This is a genomic window from Kineococcus sp. NPDC059986, from assembly GCF_040702905.1.
Classification (GTDB): domain Bacteria; phylum Actinomycetota; class Actinomycetes; order Actinomycetales; family Kineococcaceae; genus Kineococcus.
Map to the genome: position 1 here is coordinate 193,702 of NZ_JBFBND010000001.1, position 22,110 is coordinate 215,811.

The window sequence follows — 22,110 nt, forward strand, 5'->3', positions numbered from 1 at the left end:
GTGACTGCTCCAGAGAACCCCGTCCGGGTCGTCCTCGTCGACGACCAGCGCCTCGTGCGGGCGGGTTTCCGCATGGTCATCGACTCCCAGCCGGACCTGCAGGTCGTGGCGGAGGCCTCCGACGGCGCGGACGCGGTCCGGGTCGTGACGTCCACCCCGGCCGACGTCGTCCTCATGGACGTCCGCATGCCCGGTCTGGACGGCATCGAGGCGACCCGGCAGATCACCGGCCGCCTCGGCGAGGACGGCCCGAAGGTGGTGGTGCTCACGACGTTCGACCTCGACGAGTACGTCGTCTCGGCCATCGGCGCGGGGGCCAGCGGGTTCCTGCTCAAGGACGCCCCGCCGGAGGAACTGCTCGACGCCGTGCGCACCGTCCACTCCGGCGACGCGGTCATCGCGGCGAGTTCCACGCGCCGGTTGCTGCAGCACGTGGGCCCGCTGCTGCGGGCCGGTGCCGCCACCCCGTCCAGCACTCCGCCGGGGTTGCCGACCGACCTGACCCCGCGCGAGCTCGAGGTCCTGGAGTGCATGGCCCACGGGCTGACGAACTCCGAGATCGCGGCGCGGTTCGTCGTCTCGGAGGCGACCGTCAAGACGCACGTGGGCCGGGTGCTGGCCAAGACGCACTCCCGGGACCGGGTGCAGGCCGTCGTCCTCGCCTACGCGGCCGGACTGGTCCAACCGGGTGAGGTCCTCCGCGACGCACGGTGACCACTTGGGGCAAAGGCATGACCTCTGCGTCACACGTACGGCACCATGTGTGACGGTCGCGATGGCCGCGACCACTGAGGGGGGTCTCAGATGTTCCACCGCCGTGCGCTGACGCGCGCCCTGATCGCCGCGCCGGCCCTGCTGGCGCTCACCACCGCCGCCCTGGCGACCGCCGGTCCGGCCTCCGCCGCCACGGGCACCCGGGCCACGCCGCACCTCACGGCCCGCGCCGTGACGCTGGACCTGCAGGCGCCCGCGCAGACGCGGCCGCTCACCGACGACTGCTACCGCGGGTGGAGTTCCGCGCTGTGCGGCACCGGCACGGTGAGCGTCACGCTCACGGGGTTCTCGGCGTTCGGGGGCGTGCCCTCGTGCGACCCCGCCGACGCGGACTACACCGACACCTGCGAGGAACCCGTCGCCTCCCTCGTCGAGACGGGCGGCACGAAGGTCGACGTCGTGGTCAAGTGCGCCGGGAAGGTGTTGCCGCGCATCGCGACCGTGCCCGTCGTCACCGCGCCGTCGCACCTCGTGGGCCCGGCCGACGTCTCGGCCTTCACCCGGCTCGACGCCGACAGCGCCCGCGTGGACGTCGCCTTCACCCTGCCGACACCCGCCGAGATCGGCGTCTGCGGGAACCGCGCGACGACCCTGCTGTCGGCCTCGGTCCGGAACGTCACCGTGGGCTGGGCGGGCGCCGAGGGGACGTCCGTCCCGGCGGGCACGTACCGGCTGCCGGGAACGCACCGCGTACGCCTCTGACCGACGCTCCGCGTACGCCTCTGACCGACGCTCCGCGTACGCCTCTGACCGACGCTCCGCGTACGCCTCTGACCGACGCTCCGCGTACGACTGCGACCGCAGCGGTGTCCACCCGGGGGATGACGAGTGGACACCGCGGGATCACCTCTGGACCTGACGACCGGACCGGTCGACCTCCCTAGCCTCGAAGAGTTCGCAGGTGCTGCGAGCGACTGCGAGACAGGGAGATCGACGTGTCCGGATCCAGCCAGCGGGCGAACGCCCCGACGGTGCTGCAGGCCGCCCGGCCTGCCGTGCGGGCCGAGGGGTTGCGCAAGACGTACGGCCGGGGGGACGCCGTCGTGCACGCGCTCGCCGGGGTCGACGTGGAGTTCGCCCGCGGCGAGTTCACGGCCATCATGGGTCCCTCGGGGTCGGGCAAGTCGACGCTCATGCACTGCCTCGCCGGCCTGGACTCCGCGAGCGCGGGCCGGGTGTTCCTCGGGGACACGGAACTCACGGCGCTGCGCGACGCCGACCTGACGCGGCTGCGCCGCGAACGCGTGGGTTTCGTGTTCCAGAGCTTCAACCTGCTGCCCGTCCTGGACGCGACGGAGAACGTCCTGCTGCCCCTGCGGCTCGCGGGCCGTTCGCCGGACCCGGTGTGGTTCGACGACGTCGTGCGCCGGCTCGGGCTCACCGAGCGGCTGCACCACCGCCCCCACGAACTCTCCGGCGGTCAGCAGCAGCGCGTCGCCGTCGCGCGGGCGCTGCTGCCGCGCCCCGACGTCGTGTTCGCCGACGAGCCCACGGGGAACCTGGACTCCCGGTCGGGGGCCGAGGTCCTGAGCCTGCTGCGGGGCAGCGTGCGCGAGGTCGGGCAGACCGTCGTCATGGTGACCCACGACCCCGTCGCGGCCAGCTACGCGGACCGCGTGGTCCTGCTCGCCGACGGCCGCATCGCCGGCGGACTGGCGAACCCCACGCCCGACGACGTCCTCGACGCGCTGCGCGACCTGGGGGCCTGAACCGTGCTCCGCGTGACCCTGGCCCAGCTGCGCGCCCACGGCGCGCGCGTCGCCGCCTCCTGCCTCGCCATCGTCATCGCCGTGGGGTTCGTCGTGGCCACGCTGTCCCTCAACGCGACCGCGAAGAACGGTGTGCTGCAGTCCGTCGGAGCGCAGTTCACGTACAGCGACGTCGTCGTGGAACCGGCCCCCGACGCCACCGGGAGCGCGACGGGGGATGCGACGGGGGATGCGACGGGGGATGCGACGGGGGATGCGACGGGGGATGCGACGGGGACGGAGCAGACCGATCCCCTGCCCGCCCTGCGCGACCGCCTCGCCGCTCTGTCCAGCGTCGAAGCCGTCGCCGCCGACCGCTCCACCTACGCCGCCGTCCGGCTGCCCGGCCGGACGGGTGCGACGACCGCGCAGGTCACGTCCGTCGGCCCGGCCGGAGCCCTGCGCTGGCAGCGCGTGGCGGCCGGCCGGCTGCCCACGGGCGCCGGCGAGGTGGCGGTCTCGGACCGCCTCGACGTCCCCGTGGGCACGACCCTGGCCGTCCTGACCTACCCGCCGTCCACCACCGGCGGGGCGGCCCCCGCCCCCGTGACCCAGGACGTCACCGTGGTCGGCACGGTCGACCTCGCGGGCGACCCGCGGTCGGGGCTGACGCCGCGGCTGTTCGCCACCGACGACGCCGTCACGGCCTGGGGCGGCACGACCGTCGACCGCCTGCGGGTGGCGGCCCGGCCCGGCGCGGACGTCCTCGCCGCCGTGACGTCCGCCGCGTCCGGCCTTCCCGTCCGGGTCCTCACGGGAACCGCTGCGGCGCAGGAGGTCGCGGACACCTTCACGGGTGAGGCGGCCTCGCTCACGTCCGTCCTGCTCGTCTTCGGCGCGGTCGCCGTGCTCGTCGCCGGCCTGGTCATCGCGAACACGTTCGCGGTGCTGATGGCGCAGCGGACGCGCGAACTGGCGCTGCTGCGCTGCGTCGGCGCCGACCGCGGACAGGTGGGTCGCAGCGTGCTCGGCGAGGCCGCCGCCGTCGGGTTCCTCGCCTCGGCCGCGGGGGTCCTGGCGGGCTGGGGACTGGCGTCCGCCGTCGCAGCCGTCGCCGGGCGCCTGGACTCCCCGCTCCCGCTGGGGGACGTCGTGGTGCCGACGACGGCGGTCGCGGCCGGGCTCGTCCTCGGCACGGTCGTCACGGTCGTGGCCGCCGCGGCGCCGGCGCGTGCGGCCACCCGGGTCGCGCCGCTCGCGGCGCTGCGTCCCGTCCAGGCCGCGCCGGTCGGGTCGCGGGCCGGGCTGCTGCGACTGGTCCTCGGTCTGCTGCTCACGGTCCCCGCCACCGGGGCCCTCGTGGTCCTGGCGGGCCGGGGTGACCTGCTCCCCGCCGTCGTCGCGGGGGCCGTCAGCTTCCTCGGCGTCCTGCTGCTGGCCCAGCGTCTGGTGCCCGCGGCCGTCGCACTGGCCGGCCGACCCTTCCGCCGCCTCGGCGGGGTCCCGGCCCGGCTGGCGGCGGGGAACGCCGTCCGCAACCCGGGCCGCACGGCGGCCACGGCGACGGCCCTCGTCATCGGGGTGACGCTCACGACGGCCATGGTCGTGGGAGCCGCCTCGACGCGGTCGTCGGCCGCCGCCGGGATCGACGCCAGCTACCCGACCGACGTCGTCGTCACCTCCCCCGAACCCCTCGGCGAGGCGGCCGTGGCCGCTGTCCGGGGCACGGGGCAGGTGGCGGCGATGACGCTGACCGGGAGCCTCGACGTCACGACCGCCGACGGGGCGCAGGGGATGACGCTGACCGCGGTGGACCCGGCCCAGGCCGCCGGCGTGGTGCGTTCGCAGGGACGGACACCGCTCCCGCGCGAGGGGACGGTCGTCGTCCCGCAGCGCTGGGCCGACGAGACGGGCACGCCCGACGGCAGCACCCTCGCGCTGCGGGCGCTGGACCCCGCCACGGGCGCGGGCACCGGACCGGAGGTGGCCCTGCGGGTCCAGGTGGCGCCCCGGTCCGAGACCGGTCCCACCGTCACCACGGCCGACGCACGGCGCCTCGATCCCGGGCTCACGACGACCGGGGCCTGGATCCGTCTCGTCGACGGGGACGACGAGGCCCAGTCCGCCGCCACCGACGACGTGTCGCAGGCCCTGGCCCGGGTCCTGCCCGCCAGCGACGTCTCCGGCATCGCCTCGCTGCGCAACTCCCTGGACCAGGTGCTCACGACGATGCTGCTCGTGGTGACCGGGCTCCTCGCGATCGCGGTCGTCATCGCCCTCATCGGCGTGGGCAACACGCTCGCGCTGTCCGTCGTGGAACGCCGGCAGGAGTCGGGGTTGCTGCGCGCACTGGGGCTGACGCGGGGTCAGCTGCGGGCCCTGCTGGCCTGGGAGGCGCTCCTCGTCGCGGGGGTCGCCGCCGTCCTCGGCGTCGTCCTCGGCACGGGGTACGGACTGGCCGGGACCGCCTCGGTCCTGGTCCGCCAGACGCCGGTGCACCTCACGGTGCCGTGGCTGCAGGTCGCCGGCATCGTCGTCGTCGCGGCGGCCGCGGGGGTCCTCGCCTCCGTGCTGCCGGCCCGGCGCGCGGCGCGGACACCCCCGGTGGCCGCGATCGCCGACTGACCCTGGGATCCTGCCTCCATGGCTGTCGTGAAGATCAACGCGATCGAGGTGCCCGAGGGGTCGGGGGCGGAACTGGAACGCCGGTTCGCCCACCGGATGGGGGCCGTCGAGGGCACCGCAGGGTTCCTCGGGTTCGAGCTCCTGCGCCCCGTGGCCGGGGAGACCCGGTACTTCGTCTACACGAAGTGGGAGACCGAGGAGGCCTACCAGGCCTGGGCCGGGGGCGGGGCCCGGGAGGCGCACGCGGGCGAGCGGCAGCGGCCCGTGGCCACGGGTGCCTCGCTCCTGGAGTTCGAGGTCGTGCTGGGCGCCGACCCGAGCTGAGGACCGGACCGTGCGCATCGTCGAGGAGGGCCCGCCGGGCGGCGTCGCCCCGGGAGCACCCGCGCTGGTGCTGCCGGGGCGCGGCTACGACGTGGACCAACCCGTGCTGCGCGGCGTCCGGGACGAACTCCTCGCCACCGGCCGCCGGGTGCTGTCGCTGTCGTGGACGGAGGTCCCGCCCCGCCCCGAGGACGTCCCGGCCCTCGTCCGGTTCCTGCTCGACGACCTGCGCCCGTGCCTCGTCGTGGCGAAGTCGCTCACGACGCTCGCACTGCCGGTGGCGGCCGACCGCGGGCTGAGCGGGATCTGGCTCACGCCGTTGCTGGACCGTCCCGACGTGGGACTGGCCGCGGCCCGTTCCCACCCGCGGACGCTGCTCGTGGGCGGAACGGCCGACCCGTACTGGAACCGCACCCTCGCGCACGAGAGCGACCGGGAGGTGCTGGAGTTCGAGGGCGCCGACCACTCCCTCGAGCACCCCGGGGACCCGGCGCGGACGGCGGACGCCCTCGGGCGGCTGCGGGTGCGGGTCCGGGAGTTCCTCGCCGACTGACCCCTCAGAACTCGAACAGGTTGCCGCGCAGCCCTCCCCCGCCGTACCCGCTGCGCAGGAGCCCCCGCCGGCGCAGCACCGGGACGAGGTCGTCGAGGAACCGGTGCAACGTCACGGGGTGCAGGTCCCCGGACAGCAGGAACCCGTCGTTGCCGGCGTCCTCGCCGAACTCCTCGACGAGGTCGGCGAACTCCTCGGCCGTCCCGACGAGGCCGGTGCGGTCGGCCAGCCGCCCCTTGCGGGCCTTGCGCGCCAGCAGTTCCCGCAACGGCGCGTCCGGCGTCCCGCCCCGCAGCGCCGCGATCGTCCCGCGCGAGACGTGGTCACCGAACACGGTGGGGTCCAGCGGCCGGCCCAGCGGCAGCACCGTGAGGTCGGTCTCGAGGTCGCTGGACCAGTGCAGCGCGACCTCGCGCAGCACGTCGTCGGACGGGGTCCGCGAGGCCGCCACGATCCGGTCCGCCTCCTCCCGGCTGCTCACGAGCTCGGGTTTGACGACGAACAGCACCCGCAGGTCGTCGGCCTTGCGCCCGGACGCCGCGGCGGCCTCGAGGACCCGCGCCCGGTAGGCGCGGACCTGCGCGACGTCGAGGGGGGCCAGGGCGAGCTGCACGTCCGAGCGGGACCCCGCGAACGCGAGCCCCCGCGGCGATCCCCCGGGGGAGACCAGCAGGGGTTCGCCGCCGGCGAAGGGCAGCGCGTTGAGCGGACCGTCGAGCGCGAAGTGCTCACCGCGGTGCTGGAAGGCGTCGATCCGCGACCCGTCGGCGAACCGGCCCGTGACGGGGTCGGTGACGAGCGCACTCTCGTCCCAGCTGTGCCACAACCGGCGGACGACGTCGATCCACTCCTCCGCCCGGTCGTAGGCGACGTCGTGCGCGACGGGTTCGCGACCGACGTGCCGGGCGCTGCCCACGTCCGTGACGAGGTTGAGCCCGAACCGGTCCCCCGACAGGTGCTGCAGGGTCGCGGCCTGCCGCGCGGCGAGGTAGGGCGGGGTGATCCCGGCGTTCACGGTGGGGACGATCCCGAGGTGGGTCGTCGCCGCGAACAGGTAGGGCGCGAGCAGCAGGGGGTCGTGCTTGGGTCCCCCGTAGGCCGCCCGCACCCGCAGGTCCAACGTCGCCGGGTTCCCCAGCGACACCGCGTCCTCGACGACGACGAGGTCGAACCCGGCCCGTTCGAGGTCGCGGACCGCGTGGGCGTAGAGGTCCGGACGCGTCCAGTCGTCGTTCCACGCCTGGTAGTCCCGGCCCCAACCCTGCGGGCCGAAACCCCGGGAGAAGAAGTACCCGAAGTGCTGCGGCCGGCCCATCAGGCGCCCACCTCCGCCAGCTCCTCGGCGCGCGCGGTTCCGCGTGTCGCGGCGAGCGCCCGTTCGAGGTCGGCGACGAGGTCGGTGGGTTCCTCCAGCCCGATCGACAACCGCAGCAGCCCGGGCCAGATCCCCGTCTGCAGGCGTTCGGCCTCGGTGCGGTGGGCGTGCGTCGTGCTGGCCGGGTGGATGACGAGCGAGCGCACGTCCCCCACGTGGGTCATGCGCGTGAACAGCTGCACGGCGTCCACGAACCGTCGAGCCGCAGGCCGACCCCCGGCGAGCGTCACCGAGAACACCGCGCCGCACCCCCGCGGCAGCAGGGTCCGGGCCACGTCGTGCGAGGGGTGGTCGGGCAGGGCCGCGTGGTCGACGGAGACCACCTCCGGACGCTGCCGCAACCACCGCGCGAGCTGCTCCGCCGTGGCGCTCTGACGGGCGACCCGCAGGGACAGCGTCTCCAGCCCCTGCTGGACGAGGAACGCGTTGAACGGGGAGATCGCCGGTCCCATCCGGGAGGCCACGACACCGCGCGTGTGCTCGACGTAGGCGCGCTGCGGACCGTACCGGTCGACCCAGCTGACGCCGCCCAGCACCGCGGCCGGTGACGTGAGGTGCGCGGAACCGCTCCAGTCGAACCCCGCACCGGTGACGACGGCACCCCCGAGCGCGGCACCGTGACCGGCGAGGAACTTGCTCGCGGAGTGCACGACGACGTCCGCACCGTGCTCCAGCGGCCGCAGCAGGTAGGGCGTGGCGAAGGTGTTGTCGACGACGACGGGGACGCCGTGGCGGTGGGCGACGGCCGCCACCGCGGGCAGGTCGAGGACGGTGTTCTTGGGGTTGGCGACCGACTCGGCGAAGAACGCCCGGGTCGTGGGGCGCACGAGGCGTTCCCAGTCCTGCGGTCCCGCGGCGAAGTCGACGGTGATCCCGAGCCGGGCGAAGTTCTCCAGGAACAACCCCCGGGACCCCTCGTAGAGGTCGGCGGCGGCCACCAGGTGGTCACCCGCCCCGAGGATCCCGAGCAGGGCCACCGTCAGGGCCGCCTGACCCGTGCCGAGCAGGATCGCGTCGGTGCCGCCCTCGAGGACGGCGAGGCGGCGTTCGACCGCGGCCGTCGTCGGGTTCCCCATGCGGGTGTAGACGTACCCGTCGTCCTCGCCGGCGAACCGGGCCCGGGCCTGCTCGAAGTCGTCGAAGACGAATCCCGCGGTCAGGTGGACGGGGGTGACCCGCGCGCCGGTGACCGGGTCGGGTTCGGCGCCGGCGTGGACCTGCTGGGTGGCGAAGGACAGGGAGGTGTTCGGGACGTGCGGCATCGAGGGACCTTCCGGGGGCTGGCGTGGGGAGACGTCGGGGCGGTCAGGCCCGACAGGTCATCCCGGCACTGCGCAGCAGGTCGATCACGAGACGTCGCGTCAGCGGTGCGTGCTCCATCGGTGGTCCTCTCCCATCGGTCCTGGCGGGAGCACCGACCCCGGCGGGGCGGTTGCTGCGGCGTCGACGAGCCAGGTCTCTCGGCCGCTCTGGATGGCACATCCAGTGGAGGGCACGGGGGCCCGGGCTGTCAAGCGCTCCACACGGCCGGGGTAGCGTGCGGCGGCGTGATCCTCACGGCGATGCTCTTCTACCCCGGCGGCGAGCACCTCACGAGCTGGCGACTGCCCGGCGGCCGGCCCGCCGACTACCTCTCGGTCGGCTACTACGAGGACTTCGCGCGCACGGCGGAACGGGCCGGCTTCGCCGCGGTCTTCTACGCCGACGAGCTCTACGTGTGGGACCGGTTCCCCTCCGGTGTCGAGCACGTGGCGAACCTGCGACCCGAACCGTTCGGGCTGCTCGGGGCGCTGACGCGGTGCACGGAGCGCATCGGTCTGGTGGCGACGGTGTCCACGACGTACAACGAACCGTTCCACACCGCCCGGCAGGTGGGTTCCCTGGACTTCCTCAGCTCCGGCCGCGCGGGCTGGAACCTCGTGACGTCCGCGAGCGACGAGGAGGCGCGCAACTTCGGCCTGGAGCGCAACCTCGACCACGCGGCGCGGTACCGGCGCGGCGCGGAGTTCGTCGAGGTGGTCCACGGGTTGTGGGACAGCTGGGACGACGGCGCCGTCGCCCCGGACGCGGCGAGCGGCCGGTACGCCGACCCGGCCGGGATGCACGTCCTGGACCACGAGGGCGAGTTCTTCCGCGTGCGCGGTCCCCTGAACCTGCCCCGGCCGCCGCAGGGCCGGCCGGTCCTGTTCCAGGCGGGGTCGTCCGAGGACGGCCGCCGGCTGGCGGGACGGCACGCCGAGGCGGTCTTCGTCCCGGGCTCGGCGCCGTTGCCCGGAGCGCAACGGCTGTACGAGGACTACAAGGGGCGGGCCGTCGCCGCCGGTCGCGCGCGGTCGGACCTGCTGGTCCTGCCGGCGCTGTCCCCCGTCCTCGGCGCCACCAGCGCACAGGCCCGGGAACGGGTGGACGAGATCGAGGCCCTCACCCCGGACCGGCTGAGCCTGGACTGGTTGTCCCACCACCTCGGGGTCGACCTGTCCGACCGGCCCCTCGACGAGGAGTTCCGCTTCGACTTCGCGGGCGGCTCGAACCAGGTGCAGACCGTCTACGAGGGCATCCGCAAGCTCGTGGACCGCGACCGGTTCACGCTGCGCGAGCTGTACCGCGCCATGCTGCGCCGACGGTTCCTGCCCGGGACCCCCGAGGAGGTCGCGGACTGGATGACCGAGCGGTTCACCTCCGGTGCGGCCGACGGGTTCACCCTCGCGTTCTCCTCCGTCCCGCGGGGGCTGGAGGAGTTCGCCGACGAGGTCGTCCCGCTGCTGGTGCGCCGCGGTGTGCTCGCCCCGGAACTGCGGGCCGCGACGCTGCGGGGGAACCTGGGTCTGCCGGTCCCCCGCAGCCGCTGGGCCTGAGTCAGGCCCCGAGCTCGGCCAGCCGTGGGACGACCGCCTCGCCGAAGCGCCGGACGCTGCCGGGCTCGAAGTATCCACGGAACCCGCCGTGGACGTGGGTGACCCCGAGGGCCGCGAAACCGCGGCACTGCTCGACGAACCCGTCGAGGTCGGCCGGGTCGGCGACCGTCATGACGGTCTTCTCGATCTCGTCGTAGTCGCGGCCGAGGTCGTCGCAGTGCCGCTTGAGGACGTCGAGCTTGTGCGCGATGTCGTCGTGCCCGAAGAGGTTGCACGCGTCGCCGTACTGGGCGACGAGGCGCAGCGTCTTGCGCTCGCCCCCGCCGCCGATGAGGATCGGCGGGTGCGGCCGGCGCAGGGGCTGCGGGCTGTTGAGCGTGCGGCCCAGCGTGTAGTGCGTGCCCTCGAAGGGTTCCTCGGAGTCCGACCACATCTGACGGCAGATCCGCAACGTCTCCTCCAGCCGCTCGAAGCGTTCGGCGGTCGAGGGGAACGGCAGCCCGAGCCCCGTGGCCTCCTGCTCGAACCACGCCGCGCCGATGCCGAGCCAGGCGCGACCGCCGGACAGGACGTCGAGGGTCGTGACGAGCTTGGCGAGCACCCCCGGTTCCCGGTAGGTGACCGCGGTGACCCAGGCGAGCAGTTCGACGCGCTCGGTGCGGGCCGCGATGAACCCCAGCGTCGTGTACGCCTCGAGCATGGCGCGTTCGGCGTCGCCGATCGGCGGGATCTGCCACAGGTGGTCCATGACGCTGACGGAGCGGAACCCGGACTCCTCGGCCTCGGTGACGACGCGGACGAGGTCCTCGCGCAGGGTGGCCGGGCCGCCGGGGTTGGTGAAGTCGGAGACGTGCAGACCGATGTGCATTCCGGGCTCCTCGCGCGCGGTGGGCAGGTCCTCCGGACGCTACGCCCGGCCCTCAGCGCAGGCGCACGCGGATGGGACCCTTCGCGGTCGAGGGGTCTACGACGTGACCGCCCTGGGTGATCTCGGCCTCCCCCGCGGCCACGAGCCGCCGTGCAGCGGACCGCGCCGGTTCCATGAGGTCCCGCCAGTCCTCGCCGCCCACGGCGCGGGCCACCTCGCTGGGGCACACCGTCTTCGAACGGCCGCGTTCGTCGAGCAACCGCCGCAGCGTCGTCTCGAGGTCGGCGTCGACGCCGCCGGCGGACCTGGCCCGGCGGCGGCAGGCGTCGGAGCAGTACTTCACCCCGTCCCAGTCGCGTTCCCACTTCTTGCGCCACGTGATGGTGCGCCCGCACACGGCGCAGTCCTTCGTGGGCAGCGTCGTCGTCGGTTTCGAACGGTGGCTCATCCGCGGATCGCGGCGTTGGCGGCGTCCTGGGCCTGCTTCATCCCCTGGGCGACGGGGATGCGTCCGAGGAAGACCTCCTTGAGGACCTCGTCGGCCGCGGACTGCCCGGTCTGCGCGCGGGGTCCGTGCGGGGCGGGCATGACGTCGGTCGCCGCGGCGGCGTCGAGGAACGGCTGGACGTCGACGCCCTTGCCCTTCCAGAAGTCGAGGTAGCTCTGCTGGGCCGCGGTGACGGCGGGGAACGCCACCCCCTGCGCCCCGACGGGTGCGGCGCCCTCCTCGCTGCCGAGCCACTGCAGGACCTTGAGGGTGGCCTCCTTGTCCTTGGACTTGGCGTTTCCGACGGCGACGATGCCGTTCGTGACGAGGACGCGGCCCGCGGGTCCGGTGAGGCCGGGGGCGATGCCCCAGTCGAACTGGGCGCCGTCGGCGACGTTCTTGAGGTTGTACGTCCCCGACTGGAACAGGGCCATGGTCCCCTGGGTGAACTGGTCGCGGGAGAAGTCGCCGTTGTCGTTGGTGTCGGCGGCCGACGGGGACACCTTGTCGCGGTTGATCAGGTCGACGACGTACTGCACGGCCTCGACCGACTTCGGGTCGTCGCCGAAGACGTAGGTGTCGTCGTCGGCCTGCCACCGCCCGCCGTTGGACCCGACGAAGTCGTAGAAGATCGCCTGCAGGTCGTAGGCCGCGTTGAAGCCGTACTGCGTCCTCGCGCCCTCGGCGCGCGTCAGCGCCTTCGCCGCGGGCAGGAACGTGTCACCGGTCCCGGTGGGGTTCCACGTGAGGTTGGACGGGTCGACCCCCGCAGCCTGGACGAGCTCGCGGTTGTAGAACAACCCGATGGCGTCGGACAGTTGCGGGACGCCCCACAGGGCGCCCTTGCGCGTGTACTGGTCGACCACGGTCTTCTGCCAGCCACCCACCGCGTCGGGCAGCGCCTCGCTGATGTTGAGGAACGTCCCGGAGTCGACGTAGACGCCGAAGTTGGAGCTGTTGACCCACAGGACGTCCGGCAGGGTGCCGCCGGCGACGTCGGCGGGCAGCTTGTCCCAGTAGCTGGCCCACGGGACCATCTCGATCTTCGGCGTGATCCCGGGGTTCTTGGCGCGGAAGGCCTCGAAGCTCTTCTCGTAGGCCGGCTGGACGGTGTCGTCCCACAGCCGGACGGTCACGGTCGTGCCGCCGCCGGAGGAGCCGCCGCTGGACGTGCCGTCGTCGGCGATCGAGCAGCCGCTCAGCGCCGCGGTGCCGAGGCCCGCCGCCAGTCCGCCCCGCAGCAGGTTCCGCCTCGTGACAGTGCTCATGTCGCTTTCTCCCGTGGCTCAGCGGAATCCGGTGAGCGAGATCGACTCCGTGACGTGCTTGTTGACGAGCAGGAACAGGACCACGAGCGGCGCCATGGCGAGCGTCGTCGCGGCGGTGACGAGCGTCCAGTTGCCGTTGTACTGGCTCTGCAGGTTGGCGGTGGCGACCGTGAGCGTCTGCCACGTCGGGCCGGTCGTGATGATGAGCGGCCAGAGGAAGTTGTTCCACTGGCTGACGACGGTGATGACGGCGAGCGTCGCGAGCACCGGCCGGGACAGCGGGACGACGACGTGCCGCAGGATGCGCAGCGTCCCGCAGCCGTCGAGCCTGGCGGCGTCCTCGAGGTCCTGCGGGACGGCCCGGAAGTGCTCGCGCAGCAGGTACACCGCGAACGGGGAGCCGAACAGGGTCGGCAGCACGATCCCCCAGAACGTGTTCCGCAGGCCCGCCTGCGCGAACATGACGTAGAGCGGGACGATGGTCACCACCTGCGGCACCATCATGGTCGCGAGGTACCCCCCGAACAGCACGCGCCGGCCCGGGAACTGCAACCGCGCGAACGCGTAGGCGGCGAGGACCGAGCAGACGAGCTGCCCCACGAGCAGGACGAGGACCACCTGGACCGTCACGACGAGCGCGGGCACCAGCGTGTACTGACCCCCGAGGACGTCGGCGTAGTTCTGCCCCGTCCACGGTGCGGGCCACGTCAGCGTCGCCCGGCGCGCCAGCTGCGAGGGTTCCTTGAGCGAGGTCAGCAGGCTCAGGACGTACGGACCGAGCGCGAGCACGGCCCCGGCGAGCAGGACGAGGTAGGTGCCGACGATCCCCGCGCTCCGGCGCGTCACGTGGCCACCTCGTACGTGGTGCGGCGCGCGAACCACAGGCGTTGCGCGAGCGTGAGGACCACCAGCACGACGGTCAGCACGACGGCGATCGCGGCCGCGCGCCCCATCCGCAGCGCCGTGAACGCCTCGGAGTAGATCTCGTAGGCGAGCAGCGACGTCGCCCCGCCGGGTCCGCCCCCCGTCATGGCGTAGACGGTGTCGAAGACCTGGAAGCTGGAGATGATCCCGGTGATGAGGACGAAGGACGTCGTCGGCCGCAGCAGCGGCAGCGTGATGCTCCAGAAGATCCGCCAGGGCCCGGCCCCGTCGACGCGTGCGGCGTCCGCGAGCTGGGCCGGGATCCCCGCCAGCCCCGCGAGGAAGAACAGGGCGACGTAGCCGACCTGCGTCCAGACCGTCACGAACGCGACGGCGGGCAACGCGAGGCTGTGGCTCGTGAGCCACTCCACGCGCGTGCCGAGGAGGGCGTTGAGGGCGCCGGTGGAGGGGTCGAACATCCACCGCCAGACCAGACCCACGACGAGGGGGGCGCAGATCCACGGCACGACGTAGAGGACGCGGAAGAACGACGAGCCCGGCAACCGCCGCGAGAGGAGCACGGCGACGAACAACCCCAGGGCGGTCTGGACGGGGATGACGAGGAGGGTGAACAGGATCGTCACGGCGAAGGAGTGCCGGATGCCCGCGTCGGACAGGACGGTCGCGTAGTTGTCGAGCCCGGCCCACCGCGCTGGGGACACGAGGTCCCAGCGCTGCAGGCTGAGCCACAGCGCGACCGCGACGGGCACCAGCAGGAAGACGACGGTTCCCAGCAGGCTCGGCGCGAGCAGGGCCCACCCCGTCAGCGCTTCCTTCGTCCGGCGTGTGCGCACACGTCACCTCCCGCTCGTCCGGTGGTCAACATGCCACGCCCGCAGTGCGCTCGCGACGGGAGAGGGCTAGGTTGGCGATGCCCTTGCACGTTCAACGAAACTGGAGGACCCAGTGAGCGACGTGAAGCTCGCCATCGTCTACTACTCCGCGACCGGGACGGTGCGCTCGATGGCCGAGCGCCTGGCCGCCACCGGTGCGCAGGCGGGGGCCGAAGTCCGCCTGCGCCAGGTCGAACGCCAGACCTCCGGCGGCGAGAAGGCCGCCACCGACGCCCAGCAGGTCGAGGCCGAGGCCGGGCAGGGCACCGAGGCCGTGACGGCGGACGACATCGTCTGGGCCGACGCGGTCCTGTTCGGCTCCCCCACCCGCTACGGCAACATCGCCGGCCAGCTCAAGCTGTTCATCGACTCCCTCGGCGCCCAGTGGGGCCAGGGCCTGCTCGCGGACAAGGTCTACGCGGGGTTCACCTCCTCCCAGACCCTGCACGGCGGCCAGGAGACGACGCTGCTCGCGCTCTACAACACGATCTACCACTTCGGCGGGATCATCGTCCCGCCCGGCTACACCGACGGTTCCAAGTTCGTCGACGGCAACCCCTACGGTGTCAGCCACGTGACCGGCGGGGGCAACGACATCCCGCTCGGGGACACCGAGTTCACCGCCCTGGACCACCTCGTGAACCGGGTCGTGGGCACGGCCCGCAAGCTCAAGGGCTGACCTCCCGGACCCCTGGGTGGTCCGTCGCTCGACGGGCCACCCACGGGTCCTCCGCGCCCCCGGAAGCACCCCTGGGCAGCGGAGACCGCCGGTGCCACACTCGTCCCGCCCCACCCACTCGAGGACGAGCCACCGGAGGCGCACGTGTCCAGGTCCAGGGTCTCCCGCAGGTGCACCACGGCGCTCGTGACGGCGGTGACGAGCTCCGCGCTCGTCCTCGTCGGCGCCGGCGGCGCCTCGGCCCACGGGGGCCGACCCCCGGGTCTTCCGCCGGGCGGTTCCGCCGTCGCCACTCTGGGCGACTCCTACGCCTCGGGCGAGGGCGCCCCGGCCCCCGGCGCACAGCCGTGGACGACGAACGTGTTCGGCGACAGCGGATCCGACGGCTGCCACCGCTCCGCCCTGGGCGGCCACGCGGTGTTCGGCGAGTCCTTGGCGGGCCACCGCGGCCGGGGCTACGTCAACGCCGCGTGCAGCGGGGCGACGACGGCGACCCTCGTCAGCGGGTCGAAGGGCGAACGGTCCCAGCTCGACGCCCTCGGACCCCGCACGCGCACCGTGACCCTCAGCATCGGCGGGAACGACGCGGGGTTCAGCACCGTCGCCACCGCGTGCAACACCGTCCAACCCGTCCCGGGCGCCCCGTCCTGCGAGAACGCGCTGGCCGGTTCGGCAGCCGCCCTGCGCGCCCTCACGAGCGCACCCGCCGGCGGCGTCTCCCCGCTGGAGCAGCTCTACCGCACCGTGCAGGCACGGGCGCCGCACGCCCGGCTCGTCGTGACCGGCTACCCACTGCTCTTCCCCACCGGGACCGCCTCGGCGCGCTGCGACGTCATCGCGCCCCAGGCCCGGACGCTCGTCAACCAGGCGACCCTGCAGCTCAACGCGGCCGCCGCGTCGACCGCCGCGGCCGTCGGGGCGACGTACGTCGACCTCGTGCGCCCGTTCACGGGGCACTCCTCCTGCGAGGCCGACCCCGGCGCCTCGTGGATCAACAGCATCGTCCCGCAGGACCCGGTCCTCAGCTTCCACCCGAACGCGGTCGGGCAGCGCGCGATCACGGCGAGCCTGGAGGCCGTCCGCTGCTCGCTGCGGCCCCGGCACTGAGGGTTGCGGGGTCCGCGATTCGCCTCGCGGACCCCGCCCTCGCTGGGCGGTCGGCCGCGATGAACGCCCGCGTCGTGCACGACGGTGTCATTGAGGGACCAGTTTGGCGCAGGTCTCCTCGGGCCGGCCGGCGGGACCCAGTCCAGGGTCCTGCCGGCTGGTGAACTCCAGCCACACGACGACGGGGGCACCCAGATGCTCGGCCGTCACGACGGAGAACTCGGAGTTCCGCGAACTCGCGACCTGGGCCGGGACTCCTCGACGGTCTCGTCCTCGACGGTCCGGGTCACGGCCGTGGGACGTCGCCGAAGTTCACACTCTCATCCACAGACGACGGTCCGTAAACCGTTCTGCCGCACAAAGTTACGAGCCGCCCAGCCTTCCGACACAGGCATTGTTCGACTAAACTTGAACACATGACCCCCACCGTCCAGGACACCCCACGCGACAGGGCCGCCGACGCCCTCACGCGTCTCGCGGCCGACCTGGACGACCTCCTCACCCTGCCCACCGGAACCCTCGACCGCGACGACGTCGAACACCTCACCCGCTCGCTCTACGCCCTCGGCAACCGCCTCGACGCCACCAAACTGCACCTCCTGCGCCGGACTCTGGAGCACGCCCCCGAGAGTTCCGTCGTCGACCTGCTCGCCACCTCACCGGTGAACCTGTCCCGCACCCTGGCCCGCAAGGACGTCACCGCCGCCCGCCACACCGACCCCCACGTCCACTGGGACGGACGCATCGGCGGCCTCGACGGCGACCGCGGATCCCTCGCTCTGATGGGTGGGGAACTCGCGGCCGGGAACACCACCCTGAACCACGTCCACGGCGCCGTCACCGCGTTGCAGTCCATCCCCACCCCACTGCGCCGCGGCACCATCGCGGTCAAGGTGCGCCGCGAATCAGGTGAGGAGGTGTGGACCACCCAGCACCGCGGTGAGGTGCTCGACGGGTTCTTCACGACCTCCATCGCTCCCCAGCCCCTGGGCACCGCCGCCGCCCTCGTCGAGGACATCCTCACCGTCTTCGACCCCGAACGCGGCGACCGGCACGTCCGCGACCTCGAACCGGACCCCGCCAGCCGCCGCACCCTCACCTTCACCCGCCGCCACGGCATGCTGCGCATGACCGTCGACCTCGACGAAGCCGCCGCCGTCGTCGTCCGCTCCGCCGTCGAAGCCGCCGCCAAACCTCAGCCCACCGCGGTAGGCGACGACACCCGCTCGGTCGGACAGCGCCGCCACGACGGACTCGTCGCACTGGTGACGACGGGTGCGCATCACCCCGCCAGCGACGTCGACCCCGTCGTCGCCCACAAGGCCACCGTCGTCCTACGCGCCACCCTCAACGCCGACGGCTCCGTCGAGTCCGGCACCGCCACCGCCGACACCCACGGCCCCGTCACCGACGCCACCCTGCGCGCCGCCTCCTGCGACGCCGACGTCACCGTCGCCGTCATGGACCGCCTCAGCCGGCCCCGCTCGCTGCACACCCTGGACCGGCACGCCACCGACAACCAACGCCTCATCGTCGCCGAACGCGACCGCGGGTGCATCGCCCCCGGCTGCGGAGCCCCGGCCTGGGCCTGCCACCTCCACCACGTCGTCCACTGGGCAGACGGCGGCCCCACCAGCGTCGACAACCTCGTCCTGCTCTGCGGCCGCGACCACCGAGCCCTCCACGCCGGACGCCTCGAAGCCAGGTTCGGCGACGACGGGTTACCCGAAGCCCGCAGGATGCAACGGGACCTCGGGAAGCTGATGACCCCCGGACCCTGGACGCGGAACGACCACCCCGCCCTGCGGCAGCAGGTGGAGGAACTCAGCCGCGCCCTCGAACGAGATGATCGGGCCGCCTGAGGCGTTCCGCCCTGCGCTGGTGGTGGAGGTCGACGATCCGATCCGCGGCGACCTCGACCTGGTCGTCCTGCCCACCTGTGTCCTGGCCGCGGGCGGTGGTGCTCGCGGGCTCCACCGCCCACCACGCCGCATCCGCCCGGGGCGGGTGCCGGTGCGTCTGCACGGGTCCCCCGGGAACGCACGAAACCCCCGTACCGGCGGACGGTACGGGGGTTTCGGACGGTCAGGGTCAGCGCGCGGCGGAACCCTCGACGTAGTCGCTGTCGTCGGACTTCACCCACGCCATGAGCTTGCGCAGCTCACGGCCAGTGGCCTCGATCGGGTGCTGCTCGCCCTGGGCGCGCAGCTCCTTGAACTTCGGGGCGCCGGCGTCCTGGTCCTCGATGAAGTTCCGGGCGAAGGTGCCGTCCTGGATGTCCTTGAGGACGTCCTTCATGCGCTCCTTGACCGACGCGTCGATGACGCGCGGGCCGGAGATGTAGTCGCCCCACTCGGCGGTGTCGGAGACCGACCAGCGCTGCTTGGCGATCCCGCCCTCGTACATGAGGTCGACGATGAGCTTGAGCTCGTGCAGGCACTCGAAGTACGCCACCTCGGGCTGGTAGCCGGCCTCGGTGAGGACCTCGAAACCGGTCTGCACGAGCGCGGACGCGCCACCGCACAGGACGGCCTGCTCACCGAACAGGTCGGTCTCGGTCTCCTCGGTGAAGGTGGTCTTGATGCCGCCGGCGCGCAGGCCGCCGATCGCCTTGGCGTAGGCCAGGGCCAGGCCCCAGGCGCCGCCCGTGGCGTCCTGCTCGACGGCGACGATCACGGGGACACCGCGACCGTCGACGTACTCGCGGCGCACGAGGTGGCCCGGGCCCTTGGGGGCGACCATGACGACGTCGACGTCGGCCGGGGGCTTGATGTAGCCGAAGCGGATGTTGAAGCCGTGGCTGAAGAACAGCGCCTTGCCGGCGGTGAGGTTCGGCTCGATCGCCTCGGCGTACAGACCGCGCTGCAGGTGGTCCGGCACCAGGACCATGATGACGTCGGCGGCCTTGGCGGCCTCGAACGGGGTGGCGACGGCGAGACCCTGCTCCTGCGCCTTGTCGCGGCTCTTCGAGCCCTCCTTCAGGCCGACGACCACGTCGACGCCGGAGTCGCGCAGCGACAGCGCGTGGGCGTGGCCCTGGCTGCCGAAGCCGATGACGGCCACCTTCTTGCCGGTGATCTTGGACAGGTCGGCGTCGTCGTCGTAGAACATCTCGGCCACGTGGGGTTCTCTCCTCGGTTTCTTCGTGCGGTTGCGAAAGGGTCAGGCGGAGCGGAGCGCGCGGTCGGAGATCGCACGCCCGCCACGGGCGAGCGCCACCGAACCGGACTGCACCAGTTCCCGGATGCCGAACGGTTCCAGGACGCGCAGCAGCGCGGCCAGCTTGTCGGGGCTCCCGGTCGCCTCCACCGTCACCGCGTCGGGGGCGACGTCGACGACGTGCGCGCGGAACAGCTGCACGGTGTCGAGCACCTCCCCGCGCGCCGAGGCGTCGGCCCGGACCTTGACGAGCAGGAGCTCGCGCTGGACCGAGGCGTCGTCCTCGAGCTCGACGATCTTCAGGACGTTGATGAGCTTGTTGAGCTGCTTCGTCACCTGCTCCAACGGCTGCCGCTCCACGTCCACGACGATGGTCATGCGGGAGATCTCGGCGCGCTCGGTCGGTCCGACCGTGAGGGAGTGGATGTTGAAGTTCCTGCGCGCGAACAGCGACGTCACGCGCATCAGGACACCGGGTCGGTTCTCGACCAGGACGGACAGGGTGTGCTGGGACATCAGGAGATCACCTTCTCCTCACCGGAGACGGTGTCACCGGACTCCTCGCGGTCCCACTGGGGCGAGACCCCGCGGGCGTACTGGATGGCGTCGTTGCTCACGCCGGCCTCGACCATCGGCCAGACCATGGCGTCGCGGTGGACGCGGAAGTCGATGACGACGGGGACGTCGTTGATGGCCATGGCCTTCTCGATCGTCGCGTCGACGTCCTCGGGCTTGTCGCAACGCAGACCGACGCAGCCGTAGGCGTCGGCGAGCTTGACGAAGTCCGGCACCGGGGCGGCGTGCGTGCCGTGGTGGTCACCGGAGTGCAGGTCGGTGTTGGAGTAGCGCTCGGAGTAGAAGAGCGTCTGCCACTGCCGCACCATGCCGAGCGAGGAGTTGTTGATGATCGCGACCTTCACCGGGATGCCGTTGAGGGTGCACGTCGCCAGTTCCTGGTTCGTCATCTGGAAGCAGCCGTCGCCGTCGATGGCCCACACGACGGTGTCCGGCAGACCCACCTTGGCGCCCATGGCCGCCGGGACGGAGAACCCCATGGTTCCCAGGCCCCCGGAGTTGATCCAGGTGCGCGGGTTCTCGTAGCGGACGAACTGGGCGGACCACATCTGGTGCTGCCCGACCCCCGCGACGTAGACCGCGTCGGGACCGGCGATGGCGCCGATGCGCTCGATGACGTACTGCGGGGCGAGGGTGCCGTCCTCGGACTCGGCGTACCCGAGGGGGTACGTCGCCTTCCAGGACTGCGTCAGCTCGTGCCACGCCGACAGGTCGGCGCGGCCCTTCTCGAACTCGGCGGCCACGGCGGTCGTCAGTTCGGCGATGACGAGCTTGGCGTCACCCACGATGGGGACGTCGACCGTGCGGTTCTTGCCGATCTCGGCCGGGTCGATGTCGGCGTGGATGACCTTGGCCTCGGGCGCGAAGCTCGACAGCTCCCCCGTCACGCGGTCGTCGAACCGCGCGCCGAGCGTGATGAGCAGGTCGGACTTCTGCAGCGCCGTGACGGCCGCGACCGTCCCGTGCATGCCGGGCATGCCCAGGTGGTTCGGGTGCGAGTCGGGCAGGGCGCCGCGCGCCATGAGGGTCGTCACGGCCGGGATTCCCGTGAGGTCGGCCAGGGCGCGCAGCTCGGCCGACGCGTCGGCCTTGATGACGCCGCCACCGACGTAGAGCACGGGCCGCTCGGAGGCGGCGATGAGGCGCGCCGCCTCGCGGATCTGCTTGCTGTGCGGACGCGTGACGGGCCGGTAGCCGGGCAGGTCCACCGTCTCGGGCCACGTGTACGACGTCAGCGCCGTCTGCACCGACTTGGGGATGTCGACGAGGACCGGGCCGGGACGCCCGGTCGAGGCGAGGTGGAAGGCCTCGGCGATCGTGCGCGGGATCTCGGCCGGGTCGGTCACCAGGTAGTTGTGCTTGGTGATCGGGATGGTGATCCCCGTGATGTCCGCCTCCTGGAAGGCGTCCGTGCCGATGGCCTTCGTGCCCACCTGGCCCGTGATCGCGACGAGCGGGACGGAGTCCATGTAGGCGTCGGCGATGGGCGTCACGAGGTTCGTCGCGCCTGGGCCGGACGTGGCCATGCAGACGCCGACCTTGCCGGTCGCCTGCGCGTAGCCCTCGGCCGCGTGGCCGGCGCCCTGCTCGTGGCGGACGAGGATGTGCTTGACGTACGGCGAGTCCATGAGCGGGTCGTAGCTCGGGAGGATCGTGCCGCCGGGGTACCCGAAGACGATCTCGACCCCTACCGCCTCGAGCGAACGGACGAGGCTCTGCGCGCCGGTGAGCCGGGCGACGGGGAGCTTGGGGTCCAGGGGCAGTTGCTCTGGCATCTCGGGTGTCCTCCTCGGGCGGTGCCGTTCACGGTGGTCGTGCTTCCCGGACGCCCGGCGTGTTCGGTCCGCCGGACGCAAAAAGACCCCTCAGCCAGGGATGGCGTGTGAGGGGTCGCGCGCTCGGCCGAACTGACTCAGCCGGCGCGCTGTCCGATGGCTACGAGGAACCGCATGGCTCAGAAGGTAGCCGTCCCGCGGCGCGCTGTCAGCCGACAGCGCGCCGCGTCTCACATCGTG

The 22,110-nt window shown here is 72.8% G+C and carries 20 protein-coding genes and 1 riboswitch; of the genes, 10 read left to right on the forward strand and 10 right to left on the reverse strand.

Features of this window, described 5'->3' with window-relative positions; genetic code table 11:
- The 6 genes from AB0637_RS00895 to AB0637_RS00920 all read left to right on the forward strand — a co-directional run bounded on the left by AB0637_RS00895 (position 1) and on the right by AB0637_RS00920 (position 5,964).
- Positions 1-714, forward strand: a complete 714-nt coding sequence (locus AB0637_RS00895; protein ID WP_366169244.1) for a response regulator transcription factor — start codon at positions 1-3, stop codon at positions 712-714.
- Positions 715-804: 90 nt separating this feature from the next.
- Positions 805-1,476 (forward strand): hypothetical protein, encoded by a 672-nt coding sequence (locus AB0637_RS00900; RefSeq protein WP_366169245.1) that lies wholly within the window; start codon positions 805-807, stop codon positions 1,474-1,476.
- A gap of 233 nt (positions 1,477-1,709) precedes the next feature.
- Positions 1,710-2,483, forward strand: a complete 774-nt coding sequence (locus AB0637_RS00905; RefSeq protein WP_366169246.1) for an ABC transporter ATP-binding protein — start codon at positions 1,710-1,712, stop codon at positions 2,481-2,483.
- Positions 2,484-2,495: 12 nt separating this feature from the next.
- On the forward strand, positions 2,496-5,087 hold the full coding sequence (locus AB0637_RS00910) for an FtsX-like permease family protein (protein WP_366169247.1): 2,592 nt from the start codon (positions 2,496-2,498) through the stop codon (positions 5,085-5,087).
- Positions 5,088-5,105: 18 nt separating this feature from the next.
- Positions 5,106-5,411, forward strand: a complete 306-nt coding sequence (locus AB0637_RS00915; RefSeq protein WP_366169248.1) for an antibiotic biosynthesis monooxygenase — start codon at positions 5,106-5,108, stop codon at positions 5,409-5,411.
- A 10-nt stretch (positions 5,412-5,421) separates the two neighbouring features.
- Positions 5,422-5,964, forward strand: coding sequence for an alpha/beta hydrolase (locus AB0637_RS00920; RefSeq protein WP_366169250.1), 543 nt, complete (start codon positions 5,422-5,424; stop codon positions 5,962-5,964).
- Positions 5,965-5,968: 4 nt separating this feature from the next.
- Here the strand turns inward: AB0637_RS00920 and AB0637_RS00925 are convergent, their stop codons facing one another.
- Positions 5,969-7,279, reverse strand: coding sequence for an LLM class flavin-dependent oxidoreductase (locus tag AB0637_RS00925; protein WP_366169251.1), 1,311 nt, complete (start codon positions 7,277-7,279; stop codon positions 5,969-5,971).
- Positions 7,279-8,601: a PLP-dependent transferase gene (locus AB0637_RS00930; protein WP_366169252.1), complete on the reverse strand. Its 1,323-nt coding sequence runs from the start codon at positions 8,599-8,601 to the stop codon at positions 7,279-7,281. Before AB0637_RS00930 ends, AB0637_RS00925 begins: the two co-directional genes overlap by 1 nt.
- 111 nt (positions 8,602-8,712) lie before the next feature.
- Positions 8,713-8,819, reverse strand: a riboswitch (SAM riboswitch).
- Positions 8,820-8,886: 67 nt separating this feature from the next.
- Between AB0637_RS00930 and AB0637_RS00935 the strand changes: the two genes are divergently transcribed.
- Positions 8,887-10,194, forward strand: coding sequence for an NtaA/DmoA family FMN-dependent monooxygenase (locus tag AB0637_RS00935; protein WP_366169253.1), 1,308 nt, complete (start codon positions 8,887-8,889; stop codon positions 10,192-10,194).
- A gap of 1 nt (position 10,195) precedes the next feature.
- Here AB0637_RS00935 and AB0637_RS00940 read toward each other — a convergent pair whose 3' ends face one another.
- Genes AB0637_RS00940 through AB0637_RS00960 form a run of 5 tightly spaced genes read right to left on the reverse strand, consistent with a single transcriptional unit; the run spans position 10,196 to position 14,535 of the window.
- Positions 10,196-11,062 carry an LLM class F420-dependent oxidoreductase gene (locus tag AB0637_RS00940; RefSeq protein WP_366169254.1) on the reverse strand — a complete coding sequence of 289 codons (867 nt, stop codon included), beginning with the start codon at positions 11,060-11,062 and terminating at the stop codon, positions 10,196-10,198.
- Between the two features lie 52 nt (positions 11,063-11,114).
- Complete coding sequence (locus AB0637_RS00945; RefSeq protein ID WP_366169255.1) at positions 11,115-11,510, reverse strand: DUF2256 and DUF3253 domain-containing protein; 396 nt, start codon at positions 11,508-11,510, stop codon at positions 11,115-11,117.
- The gene (locus tag AB0637_RS00950; protein ID WP_366169256.1) at positions 11,507-12,817 is read right to left on the reverse strand and encodes a sugar ABC transporter substrate-binding protein; all 1,311 of its coding nucleotides are present in this window, start codon (positions 12,815-12,817) and stop codon (positions 11,507-11,509) included. Before AB0637_RS00950 ends, AB0637_RS00945 begins: the two co-directional genes overlap by 4 nt.
- An 18-nt stretch (positions 12,818-12,835) precedes the next feature.
- Positions 12,836-13,663, reverse strand: a complete 828-nt coding sequence (locus AB0637_RS00955) for a carbohydrate ABC transporter permease (protein ID WP_366169257.1) — start codon at positions 13,661-13,663, stop codon at positions 12,836-12,838.
- A complete protein-coding gene (locus AB0637_RS00960; protein ID WP_366169258.1) occupies positions 13,660-14,535 on the reverse strand; it encodes a sugar ABC transporter permease in 876 nt (291 codons plus the stop codon). Before AB0637_RS00960 ends, AB0637_RS00955 begins: the two co-directional genes overlap by 4 nt.
- Before the next feature lie 112 nt (positions 14,536-14,647).
- Here AB0637_RS00960 and AB0637_RS00965 point away from each other — a divergent pair, with 112 nt between their 5' ends.
- From AB0637_RS00965 to AB0637_RS00975, 3 genes are all read left to right on the forward strand, one after another.
- Positions 14,648-15,253 (forward strand): NAD(P)H-dependent oxidoreductase, encoded by a 606-nt coding sequence (locus tag AB0637_RS00965; RefSeq protein WP_366169259.1) that lies wholly within the window; start codon positions 14,648-14,650, stop codon positions 15,251-15,253.
- A 144-nt stretch (positions 15,254-15,397) separates the two neighbouring features.
- Positions 15,398-16,360: an SGNH/GDSL hydrolase family protein gene (locus AB0637_RS00970; protein WP_366169260.1), complete on the forward strand. Its 963-nt coding sequence runs from the start codon at positions 15,398-15,400 to the stop codon at positions 16,358-16,360.
- A gap of 416 nt (positions 16,361-16,776) precedes the next feature.
- Positions 16,777-18,222: an HNH endonuclease gene (locus tag AB0637_RS00975; protein ID WP_366169261.1), complete on the forward strand. Its 1,446-nt coding sequence runs from the start codon at positions 16,777-16,779 to the stop codon at positions 18,220-18,222.
- A 229-nt stretch (positions 18,223-18,451) separates the two neighbouring features.
- Here AB0637_RS00975 and ilvC read toward each other — a convergent pair whose 3' ends face one another.
- The 3 genes from ilvC to AB0637_RS00990 are packed head-to-tail and all read right to left on the reverse strand — an operon-like array spanning position 18,452 to position 21,870.
- Entirely contained in the window at positions 18,452-19,480 is a 1,029-nt protein-coding gene (ilvC, locus tag AB0637_RS00980) for a ketol-acid reductoisomerase (RefSeq protein WP_366169262.1), read from the reverse strand.
- A gap of 42 nt (positions 19,481-19,522) precedes the next feature.
- Positions 19,523-20,035 carry an acetolactate synthase small subunit gene (gene ilvN / locus AB0637_RS00985; RefSeq protein ID WP_106214130.1) on the reverse strand — a complete coding sequence of 171 codons (513 nt, stop codon included), beginning with the start codon at positions 20,033-20,035 and terminating at the stop codon, positions 19,523-19,525.
- A complete protein-coding gene (locus AB0637_RS00990; RefSeq protein ID WP_366169263.1) occupies positions 20,035-21,870 on the reverse strand; it encodes an acetolactate synthase large subunit in 1,836 nt (611 codons plus the stop codon). The genes ilvN and AB0637_RS00990 overlap by 1 nt, the downstream gene beginning before the upstream one ends.
- Between the last annotated feature and the right edge of the window lie 240 nt (positions 21,871-22,110).